32 protein-coding genes are annotated in these 25,183 nt (G+C 69.2%); 30 read left to right on the forward strand and 2 right to left on the reverse strand.

Annotated elements, in window-relative coordinates; translation table 11 throughout:
- From ACYVHH_RS15730 to ACYVHH_RS15875, 30 genes are all read left to right on the forward strand, one after another.
- Nucleotides 1-1,950 carry a phage terminase large subunit family protein gene (locus tag ACYVHH_RS15730; RefSeq protein ID WP_460566125.1) on the forward strand — a complete coding sequence of 650 codons (1,950 nt, stop codon included), beginning with the start codon at nt 1-3 and terminating at the stop codon, nt 1,948-1,950.
- Nucleotides 1,951-1,986: 36 nt separating this feature from the next.
- Nucleotides 1,987-2,478 (forward strand): hypothetical protein, encoded by a 492-nt coding sequence (locus ACYVHH_RS15735; RefSeq protein ID WP_460566126.1) that lies wholly within the window; start codon nt 1,987-1,989, stop codon nt 2,476-2,478.
- Nucleotides 2,478-2,870: a hypothetical protein gene (locus ACYVHH_RS15740; RefSeq protein ID WP_460566127.1), complete on the forward strand. Its 393-nt coding sequence runs from the start codon at nt 2,478-2,480 to the stop codon at nt 2,868-2,870. The genes ACYVHH_RS15735 and ACYVHH_RS15740 overlap by 1 nt, the downstream gene beginning before the upstream one ends.
- On the forward strand, nt 2,870-3,091 hold the full coding sequence (locus ACYVHH_RS15745) for a phage head-tail joining protein (RefSeq protein ID WP_460566128.1): 222 nt from the start codon (nt 2,870-2,872) through the stop codon (nt 3,089-3,091). The genes ACYVHH_RS15740 and ACYVHH_RS15745 overlap by 1 nt, the downstream gene beginning before the upstream one ends.
- A complete protein-coding gene (locus ACYVHH_RS15750) occupies nt 3,091-4,569 on the forward strand; it encodes a phage portal protein (protein WP_460566129.1) in 1,479 nt (492 codons plus the stop codon). The genes ACYVHH_RS15745 and ACYVHH_RS15750 overlap by 1 nt, the downstream gene beginning before the upstream one ends.
- A 5-nt stretch (nt 4,570-4,574) precedes the next feature.
- The gene (locus ACYVHH_RS15755; protein ID WP_460566130.1) at nt 4,575-5,810 is read left to right on the forward strand and encodes a S49 family peptidase; all 1,236 of its coding nucleotides are present in this window, start codon (nt 4,575-4,577) and stop codon (nt 5,808-5,810) included.
- Nucleotides 5,811-5,813: 3 nt separating this feature from the next.
- The gene (locus ACYVHH_RS15760; RefSeq protein ID WP_460566131.1) at nt 5,814-6,191 is read left to right on the forward strand and encodes a head decoration protein; all 378 of its coding nucleotides are present in this window, start codon (nt 5,814-5,816) and stop codon (nt 6,189-6,191) included.
- Between the two features lie 66 nt (nt 6,192-6,257).
- Nucleotides 6,258-7,259 (forward strand): major capsid protein, encoded by a 1,002-nt coding sequence (locus ACYVHH_RS15765; RefSeq protein ID WP_460566132.1) that lies wholly within the window; start codon nt 6,258-6,260, stop codon nt 7,257-7,259.
- 13 nt (nt 7,260-7,272) lie between these two features.
- Nucleotides 7,273-7,557, forward strand: coding sequence for a head-tail joining protein (locus ACYVHH_RS15770; protein WP_460566133.1), 285 nt, complete (start codon nt 7,273-7,275; stop codon nt 7,555-7,557).
- Nucleotides 7,554-7,979 (forward strand): hypothetical protein, encoded by a 426-nt coding sequence (locus tag ACYVHH_RS15775; RefSeq protein ID WP_460566134.1) that lies wholly within the window; start codon nt 7,554-7,556, stop codon nt 7,977-7,979. The genes ACYVHH_RS15770 and ACYVHH_RS15775 overlap by 4 nt, the downstream gene beginning before the upstream one ends.
- Nucleotides 7,980-7,985: 6 nt before the next feature.
- A complete protein-coding gene (locus ACYVHH_RS15780) occupies nt 7,986-8,207 on the forward strand; it encodes a DUF7210 family protein (protein ID WP_460566135.1) in 222 nt (73 codons plus the stop codon).
- A 2-nt stretch (nt 8,208-8,209) separates the two neighbouring features.
- Entirely contained in the window at nt 8,210-8,962 is a 753-nt protein-coding gene (locus ACYVHH_RS15785; protein WP_460566136.1) for a phage tail tube protein, read from the forward strand.
- Nucleotides 8,963-8,973: 11 nt separating this feature from the next.
- Nucleotides 8,974-9,396 carry a DUF6631 family protein gene (locus ACYVHH_RS15790; protein WP_232301100.1) on the forward strand — a complete coding sequence of 141 codons (423 nt, stop codon included), beginning with the start codon at nt 8,974-8,976 and terminating at the stop codon, nt 9,394-9,396.
- Nucleotides 9,397-9,425: 29 nt separating this feature from the next.
- On the forward strand, nt 9,426-9,590 hold the full coding sequence (locus tag ACYVHH_RS15795) for a hypothetical protein (protein ID WP_198150902.1): 165 nt from the start codon (nt 9,426-9,428) through the stop codon (nt 9,588-9,590).
- The gene (locus tag ACYVHH_RS15800) at nt 9,587-10,228 is read left to right on the forward strand and encodes a DUF6441 family protein (protein WP_062196784.1); all 642 of its coding nucleotides are present in this window, start codon (nt 9,587-9,589) and stop codon (nt 10,226-10,228) included. Before ACYVHH_RS15795 ends, ACYVHH_RS15800 begins: the two co-directional genes overlap by 4 nt.
- Complete coding sequence (locus ACYVHH_RS15805; RefSeq protein WP_062196785.1) at nt 10,228-12,924, forward strand: hypothetical protein; 2,697 nt, start codon at nt 10,228-10,230, stop codon at nt 12,922-12,924. Before ACYVHH_RS15800 ends, ACYVHH_RS15805 begins: the two co-directional genes overlap by 1 nt.
- A 4-nt stretch (nt 12,925-12,928) precedes the next feature.
- On the forward strand, nt 12,929-13,996 hold the full coding sequence (locus tag ACYVHH_RS15810; RefSeq protein ID WP_460566137.1) for a hypothetical protein: 1,068 nt from the start codon (nt 12,929-12,931) through the stop codon (nt 13,994-13,996).
- On the forward strand, nt 13,993-15,555 hold the full coding sequence (locus ACYVHH_RS15815) for a hypothetical protein (RefSeq protein WP_062196801.1): 1,563 nt from the start codon (nt 13,993-13,995) through the stop codon (nt 15,553-15,555). Before ACYVHH_RS15810 ends, ACYVHH_RS15815 begins: the two co-directional genes overlap by 4 nt.
- Before the next feature lie 2 nt (nt 15,556-15,557).
- Nucleotides 15,558-16,346, forward strand: coding sequence for a DUF2163 domain-containing protein (locus tag ACYVHH_RS15820; protein ID WP_062196800.1), 789 nt, complete (start codon nt 15,558-15,560; stop codon nt 16,344-16,346).
- Nucleotides 16,347-16,364: 18 nt separating this feature from the next.
- Nucleotides 16,365-16,592 carry a hypothetical protein gene (locus ACYVHH_RS15825; RefSeq protein WP_062196799.1) on the forward strand — a complete coding sequence of 76 codons (228 nt, stop codon included), beginning with the start codon at nt 16,365-16,367 and terminating at the stop codon, nt 16,590-16,592.
- Complete coding sequence (locus ACYVHH_RS15830) at nt 16,589-16,804, forward strand: hypothetical protein (RefSeq protein WP_062196798.1); 216 nt, start codon at nt 16,589-16,591, stop codon at nt 16,802-16,804. The genes ACYVHH_RS15825 and ACYVHH_RS15830 overlap by 4 nt, the downstream gene beginning before the upstream one ends.
- Nucleotides 16,804-19,083 carry a phage tail protein gene (locus tag ACYVHH_RS15835; RefSeq protein ID WP_460566138.1) on the forward strand — a complete coding sequence of 760 codons (2,280 nt, stop codon included), beginning with the start codon at nt 16,804-16,806 and terminating at the stop codon, nt 19,081-19,083. Before ACYVHH_RS15830 ends, ACYVHH_RS15835 begins: the two co-directional genes overlap by 1 nt.
- 67 nt (nt 19,084-19,150) lie before the next feature.
- On the forward strand, nt 19,151-19,744 hold the full coding sequence (locus ACYVHH_RS15840) for a hypothetical protein (RefSeq protein ID WP_460566139.1): 594 nt from the start codon (nt 19,151-19,153) through the stop codon (nt 19,742-19,744).
- Between the two features lie 12 nt (nt 19,745-19,756).
- Nucleotides 19,757-20,107, forward strand: coding sequence for a DUF2793 domain-containing protein (locus tag ACYVHH_RS15845; protein WP_460566140.1), 351 nt, complete (start codon nt 19,757-19,759; stop codon nt 20,105-20,107).
- A gap of 121 nt (nt 20,108-20,228) precedes the next feature.
- On the forward strand, nt 20,229-20,531 hold the full coding sequence (locus tag ACYVHH_RS15850; RefSeq protein WP_460566141.1) for a DUF6127 family protein: 303 nt from the start codon (nt 20,229-20,231) through the stop codon (nt 20,529-20,531).
- On the forward strand, nt 20,528-21,004 hold the full coding sequence (locus tag ACYVHH_RS15855; protein WP_460566142.1) for a hypothetical protein: 477 nt from the start codon (nt 20,528-20,530) through the stop codon (nt 21,002-21,004). The genes ACYVHH_RS15850 and ACYVHH_RS15855 overlap by 4 nt, the downstream gene beginning before the upstream one ends.
- Complete coding sequence (locus tag ACYVHH_RS15860; protein WP_460566143.1) at nt 21,004-21,498, forward strand: HNH endonuclease signature motif containing protein; 495 nt, start codon at nt 21,004-21,006, stop codon at nt 21,496-21,498. The genes ACYVHH_RS15855 and ACYVHH_RS15860 overlap by 1 nt, the downstream gene beginning before the upstream one ends.
- On the forward strand, nt 21,483-21,956 hold the full coding sequence (locus tag ACYVHH_RS15865; RefSeq protein WP_460566144.1) for a lysozyme: 474 nt from the start codon (nt 21,483-21,485) through the stop codon (nt 21,954-21,956). Before ACYVHH_RS15860 ends, ACYVHH_RS15865 begins: the two co-directional genes overlap by 16 nt.
- Before the next feature lie 81 nt (nt 21,957-22,037).
- The gene (locus ACYVHH_RS15870) at nt 22,038-22,373 is read left to right on the forward strand and encodes a helix-turn-helix domain-containing protein (RefSeq protein WP_062196788.1); all 336 of its coding nucleotides are present in this window, start codon (nt 22,038-22,040) and stop codon (nt 22,371-22,373) included.
- Between the two features lie 15 nt (nt 22,374-22,388).
- Nucleotides 22,389-23,135, forward strand: coding sequence for a DUF5131 family protein (locus tag ACYVHH_RS15875; protein WP_062196789.1), 747 nt, complete (start codon nt 22,389-22,391; stop codon nt 23,133-23,135).
- Nucleotides 23,136-23,251: 116 nt separating this feature from the next.
- On the opposite strand, the gene ACYVHH_RS15880 is transcribed toward ACYVHH_RS15875, so the two are convergent.
- Together ACYVHH_RS15880 and tcmP are read right to left on the reverse strand one after the other, a co-directional pair.
- Nucleotides 23,252-24,232: an IS5 family transposase gene (locus tag ACYVHH_RS15880; protein ID WP_062196790.1), complete on the reverse strand. Its 981-nt coding sequence runs from the start codon at nt 24,230-24,232 to the stop codon at nt 23,252-23,254.
- Between the two features lie 63 nt (nt 24,233-24,295).
- Nucleotides 24,296-24,973 (reverse strand): three-Cys-motif partner protein TcmP, encoded by a 678-nt coding sequence (gene tcmP, locus ACYVHH_RS15885; protein ID WP_084362503.1) that lies wholly within the window; start codon nt 24,971-24,973, stop codon nt 24,296-24,298.
- Nucleotides 24,974-25,183: the final 210 nt, after the last annotated feature.

A 25,183-nucleotide genomic window follows, 5' to 3' on the forward strand; every position in this document is an offset into this window, starting at 1 on the left:
ATGATCGACTACGACGGCGCCGACGCGATCGAGCGCGCCTGGCGCGAAGGGCTCACGCCCGATCCGCCGCTGACCGTCTCCGAGTGGGCCGACCGCCACCGGGTGCTGTCCAGCAAGGCCTCGAGCGAGCCGGGGCGCTGGCGCACGAGCCGCACGCCTTACTTGCGCGAGATCATGGATTGCCTGTCGCCCAGCTCGCCCATCGAGCGGGTGGTGTTCATGAAGGGCGCGCAGCTGGGCGCCACCGAAATGGGCAGCAACTGGATCGGCTATGTGATCCACCATGCGCCGGGGCCGATGATGGCGGTGTGGCCCACGGTGGAGATGGCCAAGCGCGCCTCCAAGCAGCGCATCGACCCGCTGATCGAGGAGTCGCCGGTGCTCTCCGAACTCATCGCCCCGGCGAGGAGCCGGGATTCGGGCAACACGATCCTCGCCAAGGAGTTTCGCGGCGGCGTGCTGGTGATGACCGGCGCCAACAGCGCGGTGGGCCTGCGCTCGATGCCGGTGCGCTACCTGTTCCTCGACGAGGTGGACGGCTACCCGCTCGACGTCGAGGGTGAAGGCGATGCGATCTCGCTGGCGGAAGCCCGCACCCGCACCTTCGCGCGGCGCAAGATCTTCATCGTCTCGACGCCCACCATCGCGGGGTCCTCGGCCATCGAACGCGAGTACGAGGCCAGCGATCAGCGCCGCTACTTCGTGCCCTGTCCGCACTGCGGCCACCGGCAATGGTTGCGTTTCGATCGGCTGCGCTGGGAGAAGGGCCGCCCGGAGACGGCGGCCTACGTCTGCGAATCCTGCGAGGCGCCCATTGCCGAGCACCACAAGACCTGGATGCTCGAGCACGGCCAGTGGCGCGCGACGGCGCAGGGCAAGACGGCGGGCTTTCACCTGTCGTCGCTGTACAGCCCGGTGGGCTGGCGCTCATGGCGCGAGATTGCCGCCGCATGGGAAGCCGCCGTGAGCAAGGAAACCGGATCGAGCGCCGCGATCAAGACCTTCAAGAACACCGAGCTGGGTGAGACCTGGGTCGAAGAAGGCGAGGCACCCGACTGGCAGCGCCTGCTGGAACGGCGCGAGGATTACCGCATCGGCACGGTGCCGACGGGCGGCCTGCTGCTGGTCGGCGGCGCCGACGTGCAGAAGGATCGCATCGAGGTCTCGATCTGGGCCTTCGGGCGCGGCAAGGAATGCTGGCTCGTCGAGCACCGGGTGTTGATGGGTGACACGGCCCGCGATGCGGTGTGGCAGCGCCTGGCCGAGCTGGTCGCCGAGACCTGGACCCACGCCTCGGGCGCGGCGATGCCGCTGGCCCGCTTCGCGCTGGACACCGGCTTTGCGACCCAGGAGGCCTATGCCTTCGTGCGCGCCTGCCGCGATGCGCGCGTGATGGCGGTCAAGGGGGTGTCGCGCGGAGCAGCCTTGATCGGCACGCCCACCGCGGTGGACGTCTCGCTCGCTGGCAAAAAGCTGCGCCGGGGCATCAAGGTGTATTCGGTGGCGGTGGGGCTGGCCAAGCTGGAACTCTACAACAACCTGAGGAAGAGCGCCGATGTTGGCGAGGACGGCTCGACCCCGGTCTATCCGGCCGGATACGTCCATCTGCCCAAGATCGACGCCGAGTTCATCCAGCAACTCTGCGCCGAGCAACTGATCACCCGCCGCGACCGCAACGGCTACCCGGTGCGCGAGTGGCAGAAGATGCGCGAGCGCAACGAAGCCTTGGACTGCTACGTGTATGCCCGCGCGGCGGCCAGTGCCGCCGGGCTGGACCGCTTCGAGGAGCGCCACTGGCGCGAGTTGGAGCGGCAACTGGGGCTGGACAGTCTGCCAGCCCTTGAGACAACCACCGAATCCATCAACAAGGCCACCCATCGAGGTGGCATCAAAGTTTCTGCAACCCGAAACACCGGCCGGCGTGTGATCCGCAGCCCTTGGCTGCGCTGATCCCTCCTGGCCGATCTGACGCCACAAGGAGAACCCATGAGTCTGGCCACCCGCCTCGAGAGCCTGGTCATCCGCGTCGCGCAGGAGTTCAACGACGTCCGCGCCAAGGCCGGGAATCTCGCCAACCTCACCACCACCGACAAATCCAGCCTGGTGGCGGCCATCAACGAGCTCAAGGCCGCGGTGCTGGCATCGGGCGCGATCGACGACAGCCAGATCGCCACCACCAGCACCTATTCGTCCAGCAAGATCGTCACGCTGCTCGATGCGCTCAAAGCCGAGATCCTGGGCGGGGCGGACGCCGCCTTTGATACCCTGCTGGAGATCCAGCAGCTGCTGCAAAACGGCACCAGCGGCCTGGATGCCTTGCTGGCGGCGGTCAACAACCGGGTGCGCTTCGATGCGGCGCAGACGCTCACCGCCGCCGAAGCCGCGCAGGCGCGCAGCAACATCGGCGCGGTGGCCGCCAGCGATGTGGGCGACACCGACACCGACTTCGTCGCCGTGTTCGAAGGGGCGCTGCTCTGATGAGCCTGGCCGCGCGCATCGCCGCCTTGGCCAGCCGCATCGGGATCGAGGTTCGTACCAAGATCGATGCCGGCCATCCGGGGCTGGCGCGGGCCTGGGTGTGCTTCGGTTGGGCCGGCAACCAGATCGTCGTGCGGGCCGCGCACAACGTCGCCGCGGTGACCCGCATCGCAGCCGGCCGCTACCGCGTGAGCTTTGCCACACCGATGCCGGATGCCGCCTACTGCTGGGTGGGTGTGGCCCGCAGCAACACCAACACGGGCACGCAGCGGCTGCTGATCGTGCGCTCGACCTTGGATGAGAAGACGCCGACGCACGTCGATGTGGGCTGCGCGACCACCGCGGCGTCCTTCGCCGACTCCCCCGAAATCAACCTCGTGGTCTACCGCTGATGGCCTATACCCAAGCCCATCTCGAAGCCTTGGAAGCGGCGCTGGCCAAAGGCGAAAAACGCGTGACCTTCGGCGACAAGACCGTCGAGTACCGCAGTGTCGAGGAACTGCAGGCTGCGATCGCGGCGGTCAAGCGCGACCTGTTCGAGCAGGCGGCGGCCACGGGACTGTGGCCCGGCGCGCCGCGGCAGATCCGCATCACCACCGCCAAGGGGACGTGATGGGCTGGTGGCACACCCTCAAGCGCCGGCTGCTGGGCGCGAGCCCTACCTACGACGGCGTGGGCGGCGGCCGCCGGGCTGTGGCCTGGCAGGTCGGCAACCCCGGGGCGGTCGCGGCGCTGGCCTACACGCAACACGAACTGCGCGCCAAGAGCCGCGATCTCGCCCGGCGCAACGCCTGGGCGGCCGCGGGCATCGAGGCATTCGTGGCCAATGCCATCGGCACCGGCATCAAGCCGCAGAGCATGGTGGCCGACGCTCGTCTGCGCGAAGCCATCCACGCGTTGTGGTGGGACTGGGTGGAGGAGGCCGACGCGGCGGGCCTGACCGACTTCTACGGCCTGCAGGCGCTCGCCTGCCGGGCCATGCTCGAAGGCGGCGAGGCGCTGGTGCGCCTGCGCTGGCGCCGCGCCGAGGACGGTCTGCCGGTGGGTCTGCAGCTGCAGGTGCTGGAGCCCGAGCACCTGCCGACCACTTTGAACCGGGACCTGCCCTCGGGCCACGTCATCCGCGCCGGCATCGAGTTCGACCGGCTCGGCCGGCGCGTGGCCTACCACCTCACCCGCTCGCACCCGGGCGACGGCAGTCTTGCGCCGATGTCGGGCACGGGTGGCATGGAGACCGTGCGGGTGGGTGCCTCCGAGGTGATCCACCTGTTCCGGCCCTTGCGACCGGGACAGATCCGCGGCGAGCCGTGGCTCGCGCGCGCGCTGGTCAAGCTCAACGAGCTGGACCAATACGACGACGCCGAGCTCGTGCGCAAGAAAACCGCGGCGATGTTCGCCGGCTTCATCACCCGGCTCGCTCCCGAGGACACCCTGATGGGCGAGGGGCTGCCCGACGCCCAGGGAGTGGCGCTCGCGGGGCTCGAGCCTGGCACCTTGCAGATCCTGGAGCCGGGCGAGGACATCAAGTTCAGTCAGCCGGCCGACGTGGGTTCGAGCTACGGCGAGTTCATGCGCCAGCAGTTCCGGGCGGTGGCTGCCGCCATGGGCATCACCTACGAGATGCTCACCGGTGATCTCACCCAGGTGAACTACTCCAGCATCCGTGCGGGGCTGTTGGAGTTCCGCCGCCGCTGCGAAGCCATCCAGCACGGGGTGATCGTGCACCAGCTGTGCCGCCCGGTGTGGCGGGCCTGGATGGAGCAGGCGGTGCTGGAAGGCGCCCTGTCGCTGCCGGGCTTTGCGCGCCGGCGCCGGGAGTTCCTCGCTGCCAAGTGGATCCCGCAGGGCTGGCAGTGGGTCGATCCGCTCAAGGAGTTCAACGCCTTGAAGCTCGCGATCCGCGCCGGGCTGATGAGCCGCTCGGAGGCGATCTCGGCCTACGGCTACGACGCCGAGGACATCGACCGCGAGATCGCTGCGGACAACGCACGAGCGGACGACCTCGGGCTGGTCTTCGACTCGGATGCGCGGCACGACCAACCATTGAGGCCGGTGCCGACACCTGCGCCCGACACCGACCTTCAGGACTGACACCGATGCTGCCTCATCTCGCCGCCCGCCTGTTCGGCACGCCCTTGCTCGTGCAGCGCGCCAAGCTCGACCTGATCCTGGCCGTGCTCTCCGACCGCCTGCATCTCGCCGCGCCGGACGTCGAACTCGCGCCGCCACTGCCGAAGGCTTCCAACCCTGCGGCATTTCCGGAGCATTCGATCGCCGTGATCCCGATCCACGGCACCCTGGTCAAGCGCACCCTGGGGCTGGAGGCGGCCTCGGGGCTGATGAGCTACGCCGAGATCGGTGCGCGCTTGGAGGCGGCACTTGGAGATCTGCAGGTGGCCGGCATCGTACTCGACATCGACTCGCCCGGTGGCGAGACCGGCGGCTGCTTCGAGCTTGCCCGCCGCGTGCGCGAGGCGGCGGCCGTGAAGCCCATCTGGGCGGTGGCCAACGACGCCGCCTTCTCCGCGGCCTACGCCATCGGCTGCGCCGCCGAGCGGCTCTTCGTCACCGAGACCGGCGGCGTGGGCTCGATCGGCGTGATCGCGCTGCATGTCGATCAGTCGGTCAAGGACGCCCAAGAGGGCTTGCGCTACACCGCGATCACCGCGGGCGCGCGCAAGAACGACTACTCGCCGCACGCGCCGCTGGCCGATGCCGCCCGCGCGGCGCTGCAGGCCGAAGTGGACCGGCTCCACGCGCTCTTCGTCGCGCATGTGGCGGCGATGCGCGGCCTGGCCGAAGACGCGGTGCGTGCGACCGAAGCGGCGCTGTTCTTCGGCCCGCAGGCCGTCGAAGCGCATCTGGCCGACGGCGTGGCCACGCTGCCCGCGGTGCTCGCCGAGTTCGACCGACATCTTGCTGCCGCGCGGCGTCCGTCTTCCCCGCCGCGCCAGATCACGACCGGGAAGGCGACCTTACTGCGAGGAACCCCCACCATGACCGATTCCCCCTCCGATGCCGCGCCCGAGCCCCTCGGCGCGGATGAGGCCGCCGCCCTGGTGGCCGAGGCCCGCCGCGAAGTGGCGCAGTCCGCGCAAGCCATTGCCGAGCTGTGCCTGATCGCCGGCTGCCCCGAGCGTGCCGCCGAGTTCATCGCCGCCGGCCGCACCGAAGATGAGGTGCGCCGTCTCCTGCTCGAGGCGCGCGCCGCCCACAGCATGGAGTCCGCCGTGCGCTCGACCCACGTGCCCCAGGATTGGGCCGCCCCCGGCGCCGATCCGGCCTCTTCGCCCGTGGTCGCCGCCGTCAAGAAACTCGTGACCCGGGAGTAAGCCATGCCCACGCTCACCCAAGCCACCAATCTTGGCGACCTCTTGAAATACGAGGCGCCGAATCTCTACTCGCGCGAGCGCTCGACCGTGGCCGCGGGGCAGCACCTGCCGCTGGGCGCCGTGGTCGGCCTGGAGGCGGCCACGGGCAAGCTCAAGGCCCTCGACCCCAGCGCGACCGACGGCACGGAAGTGGCCGCAGGCGTCCTGGGCAATGCGGTCGATGCGACGCTGATCGACCGTGAGGACGCGATCCTGATCGCCCGCCACGCCATCGTCGCGCGAGGCGCGCTCGTCTGGCCCGCAGGGATCACGGCCGTGCAGAAGGCCGCCGCCATCGCCCAGCTGGAAGCGCGCGGCATCGTGGTGCGCGACAGCGCCTGATCGAGTACTCATCGAGCCCCCTGTTCAGAACCCGCCGCTGGCGGGTTCTGTCGTTTGGAGACCCCCATGCTCAACCCCTTCGACTCCCCCGGCTTCTCGATGGCGAGCCTCACGGCGGCCATCAACCTGATCCCCAACCGCTACGGGCGGCTGGAAGCCTTGAACCTGTTTCCGGCCAAGCCCGTGCGCACGCGCCAGGTCGTGATCGAGGAGTACGCCGGGCGCCTGAACCTGCTGCCCACCCGGCCGCCCGGCTCGCCGGGCACCGTGGGCGAACGCGGCCAGCGCTCCTTGCGTTCCTTCGTCGTCCCGCACATCCCGCACGACGACGTGGTGCTGCCCGAGGAGGTCCAGGGCATCCGGGCCTTCGGCTCGGAGACGGAAATGGAGGCCGTCGCGGGCGTGCTGGCGCGGCACCTGGAGACCATGCGCAACAAGCACGCGATCACCCTCGAACACCTGCGCATGGGGGCGCTCAAGGGCCAGATCCTGGACGCCGACGGCAGCACGATCTACGACCTGTTCGACGAGTTCGATCTCAGGCAGACCACCATCGCCTTCGATCTGGCCAATGCCGCGAGCGACGTCAAGGGCCACTGCTACGAGGTGCTGGCCCACATCGAGGAGAACCTCAAGGGCGAGTTCATGACCGGCGTGCACGTCCTCTGTTCGCCCGAGTTCTTCCGTCAGCTCACCGGCCACAAGTCGGTCAAGGAGGCCTACGCGCAGTGGCAACAGGGCGCGATCCTGATCAACGACGTGCGCGCGGGCTTCGTCTTCGCCGGCATCACCTTCGAGGAGTACCGCGGCCAGGCGACCGACGCCCACGGCAACGCGCGCCGCTTCATCGCCGCGGGCGAGGCCCACGCCTTCCCGCTGGGGACGGTGGACACCTTCGCCACCTACTTCGCCCCGGCCGACTTCAACGAGACCGTGAACACCCTGGGCCAGCCGCTCTACGCCAAGCAGGAGCCGCGCAAGTTCGACCGCGGCACCGATCTGCACACCCAGAGCAACCCGCTGCCGATGTGCCACCGGCCCGGCGTGCTGGTGAAGCTCACCGTCTGAGGGTGCCTGTCCGATGGTCCGTGTGGAGGATCTGTACGACGCCGCCGAGCGCGCGGGACTCTTGACGCCCGTCGTGGTGGGCGCCGCCACCGTGCACTGTGCGTTCCGCGCGCCGGACGAGACGGTGCTCGACGGCCTGGCGCTCTCGCGCGACTTCGAGATCGAGTACGCGGCCTCGCGCCTCGCGCTCGCCCCGGGCGACGTGGTCACCATCGCCGGCGAGCCCTACCGCGTGCGCGAGGTGCGAGCGCTCGGCGACGGCCGCGAGTGCCGGGCCCAGCTTGCGAGGCTGCCATGAACTCGGTCCGCGAGCGCCTGCTGCGCACCCTCGTCGATCGGCTCAAGGCGGCCCTGGCCCCGGCACCCGTGCTGCGCCAGCCGGCCACACCGCTGCCCCGCGAGGCCGGCCCGGCCTTGCTCGTCTTCGTCGAGGGCGACGCCCTCACCGCGCACGCCAACCGGCTGGTGGACCGCTCGCTCACCGTGCGCCTGGTCGCGCTCGCGCGCGGCACGGACGCCTTCGACGCGGCCGACCGGCTGATCGTCGCCGCCCACGCCGCCGTGCTCGCGGACCCGAACCTGGGCGGCCTGGCGCTCGCCGTGCGCGAGCTCGACGCCGACTGGGACGCCGACGAGCTCGATGTCGGCACGGTGATGCTGCCGGCGCGCTACGAGATCCGCTACCGCACCACGCTGACCGACCTCACGACCCCGGGATGACCCCCCATGCCCATCGAATTGCTCCAAGCCCACACCCACGCCGGTCAGCGCTTCAGCGCCGGCGCGCGGCTGGACCTGCCCGAGGCCAGCGCCCGCTGGCTGATCGCCCAGGGCGCGGCCCGGCCCGTCACGCCGGACTCCCCGGCGCCGGCCGCATCCCTCAAACCCTCGCGCCGTGACGGTCCCGCCGCCGCGGCCCCGTCCACGCCCACCCCCACGGGAGACTGACCATGGCCTACTTCTCCGGACAAGGGCGCGTCTACATCGGCGCGCGCGATGCGGCCGGCAACCCCGCCGGCCTCACCTTCGTCGGCAACGTGCCGGAACTGAAGGTGTCGCTGTCGGTGGAGACGCTGGAACACCAGGAGGCGCAGTCCGGCCAGCGCCTCACCGACCTGCAGCTCATCAAGACCAAGAAGGGCGAGTTCGCCTGCACGCTGGAGGAGCTCAGCAGCGGCAACCTCGCGCTCGCCCTCTACGGCCACTCGACCACGGTGGCACCGGGCACGGTCACGGGCGAGGCGCTGCCCAACCCGGTCACCGCGGGCAGCCTCTATCCGCTCGCACACCAGAACGTCTCGGCGGTGCAGATCCAGGATTCCGACAGCCCGCCCAAGCCCCTGCCGGCGGCGCAGGTCCAGGTGCATGCCAAGCACGGCTCGGTGCTGATCCTCGACGCCACGACCGGCGGCCCCTATGTCGAGCCCTTCACCGTGGATTACGCCTATGGCGCCGCGCAGAGCACGGCGATGTTCACCCGGCCGCTGCCTGAGCGCTGGATCCGCTTCGAGGGCCTCAACACGGCCGACGCCAACCGCGAGGTGGTGATCGACCTCTATCGCGTGGCGATCAACCCGGCCAAGGAGCTCTCGATCATCACCGACGAACTGCTGAAGTTCGAACTCTCCGGCCAGGTGCTGGCGGATCTTTCCAAGCCCGCCGACGGCGAACTGGGCCAGTTCGGCCGCCTGGTGCTGCTGTGAAGGAGGGTGCGATGAAGGAGGGTGCGATGACCCCAGGCAGCGACGACTTCACGACCTTCCCGCCCGTGCCCCGGGTGGTCACGGTGGCGGGCACCGCCGTGGAACTCACGCCGATCCGGCTGGGCGAGTTGCCCCGGATCCTCTCCGCGGTGCGACCCATCGCCGCCGATCTCTCGGCCGAGCCGGATTGGCTCGACCTCTTGGCCCGGCACGGCGAGGCGGTGCTGGAGCTGCTGGCCATCACCACCCGGCGCGAGCGGGCGTGGATCAACGATCTGTCGCTGGAGGATGCCGTGACGCTCGCGGCAGCTGTGTTCGAGGTGAACGCGGATTTTTTCGTGGGGCGGGTGGTGCCGGCGATCCAGGGCGCGGCGCAGCATCTGGCGCCGATCCTGGAGCAGATGCAGGCTGGGACCAGGCGGTTGCCCGCCTGATCCGCGCCGGGCACCGGCTCGATGAGGTGATGCGCTACACGCTGCCGCAGGCGCGGGCCTTGCTGGAGGCCGACGCACGGGTCGAGCGGCAGCAGCTCGCCCTGCGGCTGGCCCTGCACGCCGTGGCCGCCCAGGGCGACCGGGCGGCCATCGAGCGGTTGCAACGCGAGTTGTGGGAGGACGTGCGGCCATGAAACTGACGCTGGCCACCTCCGGACTGCTCGATCCGCGGCAGCTCTCGGCCTGGAGCACGCAGCAGCGGCGGGCGATCCACGCGGCGGTGGCCAAGGGGATGGCGGTAGGCGGCCGTGAGGTGCGCGAGGTGGCGCGCGCCCAGATGCGCAGCGCCTTTGCGGTGCGGCGCGCGAGCTTCGTCTCGTCGATGCAGACCAAGGTGTTCGACAAGAAGCCCGAGCGCCTGCCCGCGCTGTGGGTGGGCAGCCGCATCCCGTGGCTGGACATCCACGCCCAAGGCGGCGCCGTGAGCGGCAATCTGTTGATCCCGCTGCTGCCGGGACGGATCGGCCCCAAGCGCTTCAAGGCCGTGATCGACGGCCTGATGCGCTCGGGCAACGCCTTCTTCGTCGAGAAGAACGGGCGCGTGCTGCTGATGGCCGAAAACCTCCAGGAAAACGCCGCGCAGCTCAACCGCTTCAAGCGCGCCGAGCGCGAGCGCAGCGGCGTCAAGCGCCTGCAGCGCGGGCAGGAGATTGCGATCGCCGTGCTGGTGCGGCGGGTGGATCTCAAGCGCCGGTTCGATCTCGCGGCAGGCGTGCAAGGCGCCTTGCCGGCACTGGCGCGGGCGATTCAACGGGAACTGGACCAAGCCTGATGGCAAACAACCGCGCCCAAATCCTCATCCGCGCCGTCGATGAGACGCGCGGCGCCTTCGACTCGGTCAAGCGGGGCTTGGGCGGCTTGGCCGATGCCGCCCGCAGCGTCAACGGCGTGCTCGCCGGGCTCGGGGTGGCGGTGTCGGCCGCGGGCCTCGGGGCCATGGTCAAGTCCGCGCTGGAGTCGGCCGATGCGCTCAACAAGCTCTCGCAGCGCGTGGGCATCACGGTGGAGTCGCTCTCCACCCTGGTGCCGGCGGCCGAACTCTCCGGCGTCTCGGCGCAGACCTTCGAGACCGGGCTCAAGAAGCTCGCCACCGCGATGCTCGAGGCGGCCACGGGCTCGGAGGCGTCCGCCCGGCGCTTTGCGGCACTCGGCGTGGCGTTCCAGGACCAGGACGGCCGGCTTCGCGCGACCGACGCGGTGCTGCTCGATCTGGCCGAGCGTTTCCAGGCCATGCCCGACGGGGCGCAGAAGTCGGCGCTGGCGGTGCAACTGTTCGGCAAGAGCGGCGCCGAGCTCATCCCCTTCCTGAACCAGGGGCGCGAAGGCATCGCGGCGTTGACCGGCGAGATGCAGGCGCTGGGCGTGCAGATCGGCGGGCAAACGGCTGCGCAGGCCGAGGCGTTCAACGACGCCTTGGCCAAGGTGAAGCTGGCCACCACCAGCATCGCCAACCGGGTGATCGAGGCCTTCCTGCCGGCGATGAACGAGATGGCGGGCGGCATGGTCGAGTCGGCCAAGCAAGGCGGCGCCTTGCGCGCGATCCTGGACGGCATCGTGCTGGTGCTCAAGACCCTGGCGCTGGGCGCGGCCACGGTCGGCAAGGCCTTCGTCGCCCTGGGTGAGGCGATCGGCGCTGGCATGGCCGCGGCGGTCGAGGCCCTGCGCGGCAACACCGCCGGGGCCAAGGCCATCATCGCCGAACTCAAGGACAGCCTCGTGCGCCGCCTGGACGAACTGGCCGAGTTCCGGGACAGCCTGTTCGACCCCAAGCCCCTCGAGGTCCAGGCGCCCAAGGTGCAGGCCGACCCGGCGCTGCTGCAGCGGCTCACGACGCCGGGCAAGACCCGCGACACGGCGAGCGCCCGGGCCGAGTTGCTCAAGGCGCAGATGGATGCCGAGTTCACCCTGCTCAAAGACGGCTTGCGCCGCCAACAAACCGCGCTCGACGCCGCGCTCGAAGACCGGCTCGTTTCCCTGCGCGACTACTACGCCCGCAAGACCGCGCTGGAGCAGCAGGAGATCGACGCCGAGATCGCCCGCACGCAGCAGCGGCTTGCCCGCAGCCGGCAGGTGGCATCCGGCGGCAAGAGCGAGGAGGAGCGCCTGCGCGGCAAGGCCGAGGTCGCCAGGCTCGAGGCCGAGCTGATCGCGCTCAACAACCGCCGCGCCGACGTCGAGCAGAGCAATGCCCGCGCCGCGGCCAAGGCCGAGCGCGAACTGGCCGATGCGCTGGCCGCCGCGCGCGAGGAACTGGCCAGGCTCACCGGCACCGACACGGCGCAGGACCGCAGAGCCGCGATCGAGCGCAGTTATCGTGACCTGCGCGCGCGCCTGCTGGCCGAGAGCGATGCCGATGGCGTGTCGATCATCGACCGGCTGATCGACGTCAAGGCCGCGCAGGCCAATCTCGAGGCGCTCGAGGCGCAGTGGCGGCAGGTCACCGAGCGGCTGCGCAACGCGCAGGAGGGCATCCAGATCCAGACCCAGGCCGGGCTGCTCACCGAAGCCCAGGCGCGGCAGCAGATCGTGGCCCTGCAGCGCGACTCCGCTGCCGAGATGCAGCGCCTGCTGCCCGCGCTGGAGCAGGCCGCGCAGGCCATCGGGCCGGAAGCCGTGCTGCGCGTGGCGGCATGGCGCAACGAGCTTGCGCGCACGCGGCTGGTCACCGATGAACTCGCCCCGGTGTGGAACCGCATCGGCGAGGCCTTCGGGCAGGCGGTGCAGGGGATCGTCAGCGGCGCGCAATCCCTGCGCGAGGCGCTCTCCAACATCTTCCGCAGCATCGCGGACGCCTTCCTGCAAGAGATGGTGCTCAAGCCCTTCCAGCAGTGGGTGGCGATGCAGGCGCGCATGCTCGCCGTCAAGCTGGGCTTGCTCCAGCAGGAACAGGCCGCCGAGACCGCCGCGGCCGCGCAGTCGGTGGCGACCAAGCAGGCCGAGGCGGCGGCCAAGGTCAGCGCCAATGCGGCGGAAGCCGGCTCCGGGGCGGCCGCCTCGCAGGCCGCGATTCCCGTCGTGGGCCCGGGGCTGGCCATCGCCGCGATGGTGGCGATGGTCGCGGCCGTCATGGCGCTGCTGGGCAACATCAAGAAGTTCGCCGCGGGCGGCTACGTCACCGGCCCGGGGACCGGCACCTCCGATTCCATCCCCGCGCGGCTGTCCGCCGGCGAGTACGTGGTGCGCGCGGCGGCCGTGCAGCGCGTGGGCGTGGCGTTCCTGGATGCGATCAATGGCCTGCGCAGCCCGCCCGTGTGGGACGGGCAGCGCCTGGCCTTCGCCGCCGGCGGGCTGGTGCCGCCGGTGAGCGCGCCGCCCGCCCCGCCGCCGGTGCAGCAGGCCGTGCGCATCGTCAACGCCATCGACCCGGGCGTGACGTACGACCACCTGCAAACGCCCGCCGGCGAGCGGGTGATCCTCAACATCATCGGCCGCAACGCCCGCGCGGTCCGTGCCGCCTTGCAAGGATGACCCCATGGCCCTGCTCTTCATCGACGGTTTCGACCATTACGACCCGCAGCAGCTGGACGACTTCGGCCTGCCGTGGCTCGCGCGCGGCAAGGCGGCGTATCTCTCGCCGCAGGCCATGCGCATCCAGGGCCGGCGGCCGTCGTCCTACGCCCTGCGCCTGCCGGCAGGTGCCGGCGGCGGCTACGTCAAGAACCTCGATGCCACCAAGACCAGCCTCATCATGGGTGCCGCTGTGCGCGTGGCGCCGTTCGAGAACACCGGTGAGGAGCCGGTGCTGCTCGGCGTGCGCGACACCACCGCGCAGGTGACGCACCTCGTGCGCATCGGCGAGGACGGCCGGCTCAAGCTCTACCGGCGGACGGGATCGGGGATGAGCGGCTGGGACCAGTTGATCTCGACCTCGGTCATGACGGCGGCCGTGCGGGGGTGGCACTACGTCGAACTGCAGGTCGTGCAGGGCACGAGCAACGGTACGTTGAACGTGCGCCTCAACGGCGTGCTCGCGATCACCCTGTCGGCGCAGAACACCACCCAGGGCGGCGGGCCGCTGCTCACCGCCTTCGCAGGCAGCGTGCCGGGCCAATCCTGCCCGGTCACCGTCGATGTGGACGACCTGTACCTCGCCGACACCAGCGGCACGATCAACAACAACTTCCTCGGCGACGTTCGGGTCGATGCGCTCCAGCCCCAGGCCGACGGGGCACTGAACCAGTGGACGGTCGAAGGCGCATCCAGCGCTTGGGCTGCGGTGAGCGACGGCGATGAGGCCAGCGGCATCCGCGCGGATGCGGCCGGCCTGCGCCAGAGCTTCGACATCGCGCCGCTGCCGGCGATGGCCACGCCCGCCATCCACGGCGTGCAGGTGACGCTGCTGGCGCGCAAGACCGATGCCGGTCTGGGCAGCGTCAAGGGCTTGGTCAAGAGCGGCACGCAGATCGCCGTCAGTTCCAGCCTTGTCCTGCAAGAGCAACTGGCCTGGCACACGGCGCTGTTCGAGCGCAACCCGAACGGCAACGTGCAGTGGACGGAAGCCGTCTTCAACGCGGCTGAGTTCGGCGTGGAGTCGGCATGACCGAGCGCACCGTCGCCGAGCAGCGGGTAGAGCTCAGCAGCGCGCCGGTTGCAGGCGGCGGGCTGGCCGCCTTGCGTGGCGAAGTGCTCGCCCGGGCGGCCTTCGGTGCGGCCGCGGCTGACTTCACGCTGGAGACGGCCGCCTCGCCCTGGCCGCCCGATCGGGCCGCAATACTGCTGGCGGAATCGCTGGCTGCGCCGATTCCGCCCGTTAATGCGCCAGCTTTCCTGGTTGAAGTGTTGCGCCGCGACACGGCATCCAGCGCCATCGTTGCCACCGGCATGGATGCCTTCGGCGATGCGCCCTGGCCGGACGCCCCGCGCGGGGTGTTTGCCTTCCGCCACGACTGGGCCGAACCGCTCATCGAGCGCTTGCAGTGGCAGACGGCCGTCGCGCGGCTGGCCAGCGGCAACGAGGCGCGGCAGGCGCTGCGCCTGGCGCCGCGCCGTACGCTGACCTACCACGTGGGCCACGGACGCGCCAGCGATGCGCTGGTGGCCGACTGGCTGGCCGACCATCTCGGGCAACTGGCGCTGTGGCCGCTGCCGCAGCGGGCGTGCGCGCTCGTGCAGCCGGCGCAGGCGGGGGATGAGGCGCTGGCCGTGACGGCGTTCGACGCGGCCTGGTGGGAGCCGCCGACGGCAGAGCTGCGCCTGACAGACTTCGGCCTTGCGCGCGTGGACACCGCCATGCCGCAGGCGCTGGTGATCGCCGCCGATGGCTGGCAGGTGGTGGCAATCTCCGAAGTGGAGCCGGACCTGCTCTGGCTGGATGCGCCGCTGGCGCGCGCGGTGCCGGCAGGCGCGGCAGTCCTGCCGCTGGTGTGGGGCCGGGCGCTGGAGGCGGCCGATCTGGCGCAGTGGGTGCCCGGCGTGGCCGGCGGCCGCGTGACAGCCAGCCTCACGCTGCCGGCGATGCCGGACATGGACCTGCTCGACGATCCCATGCTCGACGGCCTGCCGGTCTGGCCCGACGGCAACTGGCGCGAGGATCCGGCCGCCACCGCGCAGGCCGCGCTCACCCGGCAAGACCTCTCGCCCGCCGAGCCGTGGGCGCGCCGCGATGACCCGTGGCCGACGACGACGTTCCAGCGGCGCTATCTGGCGGCCGGCGCAGAGGAGATCGAACGCTGGCGCGCGCGGTTGTGGCGTACGCAAGGCCGCCTGGAAGCCTTCTGGCTGCCCGATGGGCTGGCGCCGGTGCTGCGGGTGACGGCAGAGGCTGACCCCGATGATGGCTTCCTGCGGGTGACGGGCGAGGAGATCTCGGCCTTCTGGCACCGCCCCGCCGCCGCGCTGATCCTGCACCCGGACGGCACGCGCCAGCACGCGCTCACGGCCACGGCCCATCGCGATGCGGGCGGCGTGCTGGTGCTGCGCTCGGGGCTGGACGTGCCGGTGCCCGCCGGCAGCCGCGTGGTGCGGCTTGCGCGCTGCCGCCTCGACCACGACGCCGTCGATCTTTACTGGCACACGCCCACGCTGGTCGAGATGCCCATCACCGCGTGTCAACTGCCGCATCCGCGCGGCAATGACCGCGTCCTCTATGTCGGTTACTGACCATGAGCACAACGACACTTGCCGAAGTCGAGCTCTACGCCTTCGCCAGCAACAGCGCGCAGTTCCACCTGACCCCGCACGAGTTCGACGTCGATCTGGGCGGTACGGTGTACGTGAGTACGCCCATCGAGCGCAACGAACTCGCGCTGGGTGCCGAGGCCGCCAAATCCGCGCTGGAACTCAAGCTGCCGCCGAACTGTGATCTGGTGCGGCATCTGCTGGCGGCTTCGCTGACCGGGGAGGCTACCTCTGTTACCCTGCGCATCGCCCGGCGCGACCCATTGAGCGACACCTGGTGGATCGCCGGCACGCGCTGGATGGGCCGGGTGCTGGGCGTCGAAGTGGCGGACGATGCGGCGCGCGTGCGCTGCGAGTCCGCGCAGGTCAGTCTCAAGCGCATCGGCTTGCGGCGGCTCTACAGCCGCACGTGTTCCCACGTGCTGTATTCGGCGGCCTGCGGGGCGACACCGATCACGGCCAGCGCCATCGTGAGCAACAGCACGGGGCGCAGCGTCGATCTCGACGGCGGCGTGCCCGGCAGCGTCAGCGGCGGCCTGGCCGGTGGCTGGCTGCAAACCCCGGAAGGTGCGCGCCACATGATCGTGAGTGAAACGGGCGGCGGCGTCGAGTTGCTCTATCCCACGACCATCGAGCCCGGCACCGAGGTGCTGCTGACGGTGGGCTGCGACCACAGCACGGCCACGTGCGCGTCGCGCTTCGGCAACCTCGACAACTACGGCGGCTTCCCGTTCATCCCGAGCAAAAACCCGTTCTCGACCGGCGTGTTCTGAATCCCTGGAGAGATCGCCATGTGGTACCTCGTCGTCATCGTGGTGGCGGCGCTGGTTTCGGTCGCGCTCGCGCCGAAACCGCCCGAGCCCAAGCCGGCGTCGCTGTCCGACATCGATGCCCCCACGGCCGAAGAAGGCCGGCCCATTCCCGTCGTCTTCGGCTCTGTGCTCATCCGGGGCGCCAACGTCGTCTGGTACGGCGACCTGGAAGCCGAACCGATCAAGAAGAAAGGCGGCAAGAAATGAGCAGCGACGTCCTCGTCACCATCGCCCACGTGCGCGCCGCGGGCCTGTGCGTGCACGGCACGCGCACCTGGTTTGCGCGGCAGGGCCTGGACTTTCGCGCCTTCCTGCGTGAAGGGGTGGATGCCGAGGTCTTGCTCGCCACGGGTGATGCGATGGCGCTTCGCGTGGTCGAGCACGCCCGCCATCGATCCAGCCAAGGGGAGCACGGCTGATGGGTGGCCGCAGCAAGAAGCAAACCGTCGGCTACCGCTACCGCATGGGCCTGCATCTGGTGCTGTGCCAGGGGCCGGTCGATGCGGTGCAGGAAATCCAGATGGGCGAGCGTACCGCGTGGGGGGATGCCGACCGCGCGCCGCTCGCAAGCGGCCACGGGCTCGCCAGCCTCTGGATCGACAAGCCCGCGCTGTTTGGCGGCGACGAGCGCGAAGGCGGCGTGGTCGGCACCATCGATGTGCTCCCGGGCCATGCCGGTCAGGAGCGCAACGACTACCTGATGAGCCGCCTGGGGCCCTCCATTCCGGCCTTCCGGGGTGTGCTGTCCTTGGTGGCACGCAAGATCCTGTTCGCGGCCAACAACCCCTACATCAAACCCTGGGCCGTGCGCGTGCGGCGCTTCACGGCGGGGTGGTTCGATACGCCGTGGATGGCGTGGAACGCTGAAGTCCGCACCTGGGATGAGATTGAGGCGCGCGAGATCAGCGTCGGTATGAACCCGGCCCACATCCTGGTGCAGTGCCTGACCGACCCGCACTGGGGCATGGGCTATCCGCAGAGCAGCATCGGCTGGAGTTTCTGGAACGCGGCGTGGGCGCTGTCGAGCGAAGGCTTCGGCCTCAATCTGATCTGGACCCGCCAGCAGCCCATCGAGAGCTTCATCGCCCAGGTGCTCGACCACATCGGCGGCATCCTCTACACCGACCCGGAGCAAGGCACGTTCGAGCTGAAACTGCTGCGCGACGACTACTGGATCGATAGCCTGCCGCTCCTGGGCCCCGACGAGATCGTGCGCGTGGAGCGCTTCGAGCGCGCGCAGTGGGGGGAACTCCCCAACGAGATCACCGTGGTCTACACCGACTGGGCCACAGGAGGTGAGGCGACCGTCTCCGTGCAGAACCTCGCCGCCATCCAGTTGCAAGGCGGCGTCATCAACCAGCGCCGCGACTATCCGGGCGTGAACCACGGGCCGCTGGCCGCGCGGCTGGCCTTGCGCGACCTGCGCGCCCTGGGCTCGCCGCTGGCCCGGATGAGCCTGACCGTGGCACGCGACACGCTGGAGCGTGCGCCGTTGCCGGGCGAGGTGTTCCTGCTGCACTGGCCACGGCTGGGCATCGAGCGCATGGTCGTGCGCGTGACCGGCATCGACACCGGCGCGCTGGGCGCGGCCGAATGGCGCATCGAAGCGGTGGAGGACGTCTTCGGCATGGGCCAGACCGTGCTCACGCCCACCCCACCACGCCTCGAGGAGCCGCCACTCGAACCGCTGCCGCCGGCCCTGGTGCTGGCCGTGGAGGTGCCGTATTGGGAACTCGCGCGGCGGCTGTCGCGGGCCGATCTCGACTACCTCACCGACACCGACACCTACGTGGGGGCCCTGGCCTGTGCGGGCGGCACGGGGCAGTTGAACTGGCAGCTCGCCACCGGGCCCGCGAGCGCCGATCTCGGGGCAGTGGCCCCGGAGGATTACGCGCCCTTGCTCACGCTCGGCCAGGCACTGCCGGCGAGCGAGGCCGATGCGCTGGCCGTGCCGGTGACGGCGCTGTCCCAGCCCGAGCGCCTGAGCATCGGCGACTACGCCTATCTGGTCGATGCCGCAGGCCAGCTCCGCGAGGCGGTGGCCATCCTCGCCTTCGATGCCACCGCCGGCACGCTCGACCTCGCCCGCGGCGTGCTCGACACCACACCGCAAGCCCATCCGGCCAGCACGCGGCTCATCGGCGTGGGCGAATGGCTGGCCGCCGAGACCACCGAACGCGCCCCGGGCGAGTCGGTGTTCGTCGCCGCCATCCCGCGCACTTCCACCGACCAGGGCGATGCGGTGCTCGCCGCCAACGGCCAGCCGCTGGTGCTCAGCGGCCGCCAGGCGCGGCCGTATCCACCCGGGCGCATCCGGCTCAACGGCCAGCGCGAGCCCGCCGTGGTCGCCGGCGACCTGATCCTCACCTGGGCGCACCGCGACCGCATCCAGCAGACCGCCTACCTCGTGCGCCAGGACGAGGGCGACATCGGCCCCGAGCCCGGCACCACCTACACCGTGCGCATCCGCGACCGCAACGGCGTGCTGGTGCGCACCCAAAGCGGCATCGCCGGCAACACCTGGACCTGGGACGTGGCCAGCGCTGCGGCAGATGCGGGCAGCGCCGGCGATACCGTCACCGTCGAGATCGAGGCCGAGCGCGACGGCCTGAGCAGCTGGCAGGCGCAGACGCGCACCACCGAACGCGCCGGCTACGGCCTGCGCTGGGGGCAGCACTGGGGCGGGGTGTCGCCATGATCGCCGGGCCGTCCCAAGATCATGGCGCGCCCCCTCGGGGGGCCGCCGCCCAGCGGCGGGGGCAGCTATGAGTCCGCCGCGCATCGACGTGCACCTCTTGACGCTCGATGAGCCAACCGAATGGCGCGAGGCCTGCATCGCCAGCCTCGCCGGCGCGCCGATCCGCCTGCACCGGCTGCCCGGCATCCCGGGGCGTGTCGGGAGGGCCCGCGCGGCGGGCTTCGCGCGAGGGACCTTGCCGCTCGTGTCCTTCGTCGATCCCGACGACCGCTACGAGGCCGGCGCCTTCGCATTGCTGGCCGATGCCCTCGATGCCTGTCCGTCGGCGGTGCTGGCCTACACCGACGAGGCGCTTATGGACGAGCAAGGCCGCGACACCAGCGTGCGGCGACTGGCCTACAGCGCCTTCCAACACGCCCATTCGGCCAGCCATGTCCACGGCCTGATCGTGATGCGCCGAAGCGCCGTCGAGCCGGTGCTGACACGCATCGCCGATCTCGACGCCGGCGCCGACTGGCTGCTCACCCGCCTCGTGGCCAGGCAGGGCAGCGTGCTGCACCTGCCCCTCGTCGGGCGCCACTGGCGGCAGCACCCGAACCAGCACCACCGCCGCACGCGCAGCACGGCTTTGGGGTCACTGCCGAGTCTTGCGATACCGTGAGGAGATGAACCGATGCCATTGACCGATCCGAACCTGGACCTCGCCTATGGCTGGACGCTGGGCGAGTCCGGCTGGCACGCCGGGATGGACGCGAACCTGAAGCGCCTGGGCGCCGTCGTGGGCCTGTCGGTGACGAGCCGCACCACGACCACGCCGCCTGCCAGCCCCGCCGAAGGTGATCGCTACATCGTGCCGGCTGGCGCCACCGGCGCCTGGGCCGGCAGGACCGACCAGATCGCCGTGTGGATCGCGGGCGCCTGGGAGTACCACGCGCCGAAGGTCGGCTGGCTCGCCTTTATTGCCGCCGAGGACAGGCTCGCCGTCTACAAGGCCGTCGGCTGGAGCGCCGGCGTTTCCGTCTGAACCCTTACCCCGATCCGTCACCCCCGAACCCGCCCGCGTGGCGGGTTCGTCGTTTTTGGCTCCGGCGTCACGCGGCTGCGCCGCATGAGCCTGCGCCGCAACTTCGTTGTGGAGACCGCCCATGACTGAACCGACCCAAGCCCCCGCCCTCGTCGAGAACATGCTGCTCCTGCGCCGCGAGGACTTCGACGACCTGCTCGACCGCGCCGCCGAGCGCGGGGCCGAGCGATGCCTTGCCCATCTCGGGCTGGAGAACGGCCACGCCGCCCGCGACATCCGCCAGCTGCGCGACCTGCTGGAAGCGTGGCGCGACGCGCGCCGCACCGCGTGGCAGACCACCATCAAGGTGGTCACGACCGCCATCCTCGCCGCCCTGCTGGTCGGGGGCGCCCTCAAGCTGAAGCTGATGGGAGGTGGCCAATGATCGAGACCCTGCTCGGTGGGCTGCTGGGCGGGGCCTTCCGTCTCGCGCCGGAGATCCTCAAGTGGCTCGATCGCAAGGGCGAGCGCAGCCATGAACTCGCCATGCAGAACAAGGCGCTGGAGTTCGAGAAGCTGCGCGGCGCCCAGCGCATGGCCGAGATCGGCGCCGGGGCCGACGCAGCATGGAACACCGGAGCCATCGAGGCCTTGCGCGAGGCTGTCGCGGCGCAGGGCCGAACCTCGGGCGTGAAGTGGGCCGATGCGCTGTCCACCACGGTCAGGCCCGTGGTCACCTACCTCTTCGTGCTGATGTATGCCGGGGTGAAGCTCTCGACCTTCGTCGGCTCGGTTCAGTCGGGCGTGGGGTTCGGGCCAGCGTTGCTCGCAGCTTGGTCGGAAGCGGATCAGGCACTGCTCGCAGGCATCCTGAACTACTGGTTCCTCAATCGCACGCTGGAAAAGGGGCTGCGGTGATGGGGCGGTCGGACGAGACTGTGCGGTCGTGGAGCCGCAAGCACCGACCGCTTGCAGAGCGCTTCTGGGAAAAGGTCGAGGTGCGCGCCCCGCATGAATGCTGGCAATGGCTCGCATCGACCAAGGAGGGAGGCTACGGCAAGATCGCCGATGACGACGGGCGCATCCAATTGACGCATCGCATCGCCTATCGCCTGGTCTTTGGTGACATTTCTCCCGGGCTGGTGGTGTGTCATCGCTGCGACAACCCCGGTTGCGTCAACCCGCAGCATCTCTTCGTCGGTACGCAGGCGGAGAACCTTCGGGACATGCGCAACAAGCGCCGAGACAACCCGCCGCGCGGAAGCAGACACCCCAAAGCCAGGCTCGACGAGGCTTTGGTAGCGCGGGTTCGCGCCGACGTCCGCAGTCATCGGCGCATCGCCAAAGACTACGGTATCGGCAAATCGACCGTCGGCATGATCAAGGCAGGGGCGACATGGACGCACGTGTGATTCGCGTGCCACCTCAAGCGATCGAGCTTGCGAAACGCTTCGAAGGCTTTCACCGCGTTCCAAAGCACGATCCCAACCGGGCCTATCCGTACATCTGCCCGGCCGGCTATCCGACGATCGGCTACGGGCATCTGTGCGATCCGAAGCACCCGCCGATCACCGAAGCAGAGGCCGAGGCCTACCTCGCCCAGGATCTGAAGGTGGCGCTCGCCGCCACGTTGCGCTACTGCCCGGTGCTGGCCACCGAGCCGGAAGAGCGGCTCGCGGCCATCGTGGACTTCACCTTCAACCTTGGCGCGGGGCGGCTGCAGACCTCGACGCTGCGGCGGCGGGTCAACCAGCGGGATTGGACGACTGCCGCCGCTGAACTTCGCCGGTGGGTGCACGGCGGTGGGAGGGTATTGCCAGGACTTGTTGCTCGACGGGAAGCCGAGGCGCGTCTTCTCGTGCACGGGTAACAGATCCGGGAGTATGGCCGTGTATGCGCTACGTGCATTGACGTGATAGATTATGCTCTTAACGCATCAACGGCTAAGGCAATGGCGATCACCAGCGTTGGAGAACTGGTCAGGGCCGCTCGCAACGGGCGCAGCCAGAAGGAGTTCGCTGCCTTCCTGGGCGTGAAACAGTCCTCCGTGAGCCGCTACGAGAGCGGGAAGGCAAGCCCGCCGATCCGAGTGATCGAGCAGTGCATGCAGCTGGTGCATGCGGCAAAGGCGGAAGACGCCCCCACCGCCGACCAACTGGCAGAACGCATCCGCGCCGCCCTGGCGGACCCCGACCTGCGGCAGGCGCGCTTGGCGCTATCTCGGTTGGTGGATGCCTTTGTGTCCGAACACACGCAGACTCGCGTTACGCGTGCTGCGCCTCAATGATCACTGGAGGCTGACGTGGCGACTCAATCGACCATCGAGTGGACTGAGCAGACGTGGAACCCGACCACCGGTTGCACCAAGGTTTCACCGGGGTGCAAGAACTGCTACGCGGAAGTGATGGCGCGCAGGCTCCACGCCATGGGTGCGCCTGGCTACGAGAACGGGTTCAAGCTCACCTTGCATGAGAGCCGGCTCGAACAGCCACTGCTACGCAAAAAGCCGACGACGTACTTCGTCAACAGCATGAGCGATCTGTTCCACGAGGCCGTTCCGGACGCCTTCCTGGATCGTGTGTTCTCGATCATCGAGCGCACCCCTCACCACACGTACCAGATCCTCACCAAGCGAGCGGAACGGTTACCGGAGTATTTTGCTCGCCGTGCCTGCCCGAGAAATGTTTGGCTTGGGGTGTCGGTCGAAGACAAGAAGTACGGTGTTCCGCGCATTGCACACCTGCGCAAAGTAGATACGCACATTCGATTCTTGTCCGTCGAGCCGCTGCTGGAAGACCTCGGGCGGATCGACCTGCGCGACATTCACTGGGTCATCGTCGGTGGCGAGTCCGGGCACAAAGCCCGGCCAATGCGAGAAGAATGGGTGGCGAACCTACAGGCCCAGGCCGAGGCCGCTGGTGCGGCATTCTTTTTCAAGCAATGGGGCGGCTGGGGTGCCGACGGTGTCAAGCGCCACAAGAAGGCGAACGGCCGCATCTTCCGGGGCCGCACGTGGGACGAGTACCCGGAAGCGATGACTTGCGCTTAGGGAAGGTCTGAACAACCCGCTCTGCCGCCCGGATTGCGGCATCGTGGCGCCGGCCTGGCGTCGCTTTCGAGCCGGATTTCGCCCGTGCAGGGCGGTTTTTGGCGGGTTTCCCCGCCTTACGGACGCACTGCTCCCGTCGTCGGCAACAAACGCCGGCGCGCCATCCACAGGTTCGACAGCGCGAACAGCGTCAGCACCTGCGCCGCGTTCTTCGCCAGGCCGCGGTAGCGCACCTTCGTGTAGCCGAACTGCCGCTTGATCACCCGGAACGGGTGCTCCACCTTCGCCCGCAGACTGGCCTTGTAGCGCTCCCACCGCTCGGCGTAGCGCCGCTCGCGCTCGTTCTTCATCGCACGCAGCTTCGACGGCTTCTCCGCGATCAGGAATCCAGCGTCCACGTCCTGCAGCTCCTCGCGCTTCTCGGCACCCGTGTAGCCGCTGTCGCCGCACACCGTGTCTTCCCGGCCGTGCAGCAGCTTGTACACCTGCGTCACGTCGGCCACGTTCGCCGCCGTGCATTCCACGTGGTGCACCAGACCGGACGCGTCATCCACGCCGATGTGCGCCTTCATCCCGAAGAACCACTGGTTGCCCTTCTTGGTCTGGTGCATCGCCGGATCGCGCTCGCCCGCCTTGTTCTTGGTCGAGCTCGGCGCACTGATGATCGTGGCATCCACGATCGTGCCACTGCGCAGGCTCAGGCCCTTGCGCTGAAGATGGGCGTTGACCTGCTCGAAGAGCTTCTCGGCCAGCCCGTGCGTCTCCAACAGCCGGCGGAAGTTGAGGATCGTCGTCTCGTCCGGGATGTCGGCAAGCCCGCCCAACTGCGCGAAGCGGCGCATCACCGGCGTGTCGTACAAGGCTTCTTCCATCGCCGGGTCGCTGAGCGCATACCACTGCTGCAGGAAGTGGATGCGCAGCATCGTCGCCAACGGATAGGGCTGGCGACCGGGACGGCCCATCTTCGGGTAGTGCGGCTCGATCAGCGCCAGCAGCGCCTGCCACGGCACCACCTGCTCCATCTCCGCCAAAAACACCTCGCGCCGCGTGCGCTTGCGGCTCCCCAGACCCTCGGCATCACCGAACGACAGCTGCATCGCACTCACCCCGATCACGGTGAGGCATTGTCGCGCAATGGGGCGGAGTTGTTCAGACCTTCCTTAGAAGTCGAACTTACCCTGGCCTTCCACATTGGACGCGGTTGCCCAGAACTTGTGTGCGAGCTCGTGTTTCGCTGCTAGCAACAGCCAATATAGAGGCTGATTCTTCCCGCCCTTGAGCAGCCTCATCTCGGTGGATGGCCACACCCCGAGGTCTGCGACCTTTCCTCGCCAATACTGGAGGACCTGCTGCCGCAATGCTTGCTGCGATTGGCCTCGGGCCACCTTGTCCCGCCATCCCGGCGCAAAGGAATCGAAGGCAGATTCATCGGCAATCGCGTAGGAAACCGCATTCCGCTGCAAGTCCATTTGACTGACGTGAATCAGCATGTCGATTCGCTTCAGGCTGGCTAACGCGACGATGATGTCGAAGCTCAGGTTGGCCAGGTCAAACGGATCAAGGAAAGCCAGATTCAGAGCATGGGTGGTGTTAGGCTGCGTGACGATTTCTTTCACAGCTTGCGCGGCAGCCCCATCAATTTCAATGACCGGTGCATTCAACCGTCGCAGTCGTTCGGCGGCCGCCCGCCGCCGTTGTGCATCGAGGTCGGCAATGTAGATCTGCGTGAAGGGTGCTCCGCCTTCACAGCTTTTTTTCCACGCGGCAACAACGCCACCGTCAATCCACTCCCCAGTCTCCCTGACCTGGCACCTGCCTGGCCCGCAGAAGAGGTCGATATACGTAGCGCCCCCGCAACATCACCTCACCAACTCAGTGTCTATGCGGCTTGAGGGCGTTTTGCAGGGCCGACTTCTTCGAAAGCAGCCCCCCTGGTGCGTTCGAAGAGTACTTTTTCAACGGTCTGGTAAACTTACGGAGTCGCTCCTGCAAAACCCCTGACGCCCGCATGAATGCTTATGTTTCGGGGTGATCACGGATACCCAGAA

The organism is Hydrogenophaga aquatica (assembly GCF_054780915.1).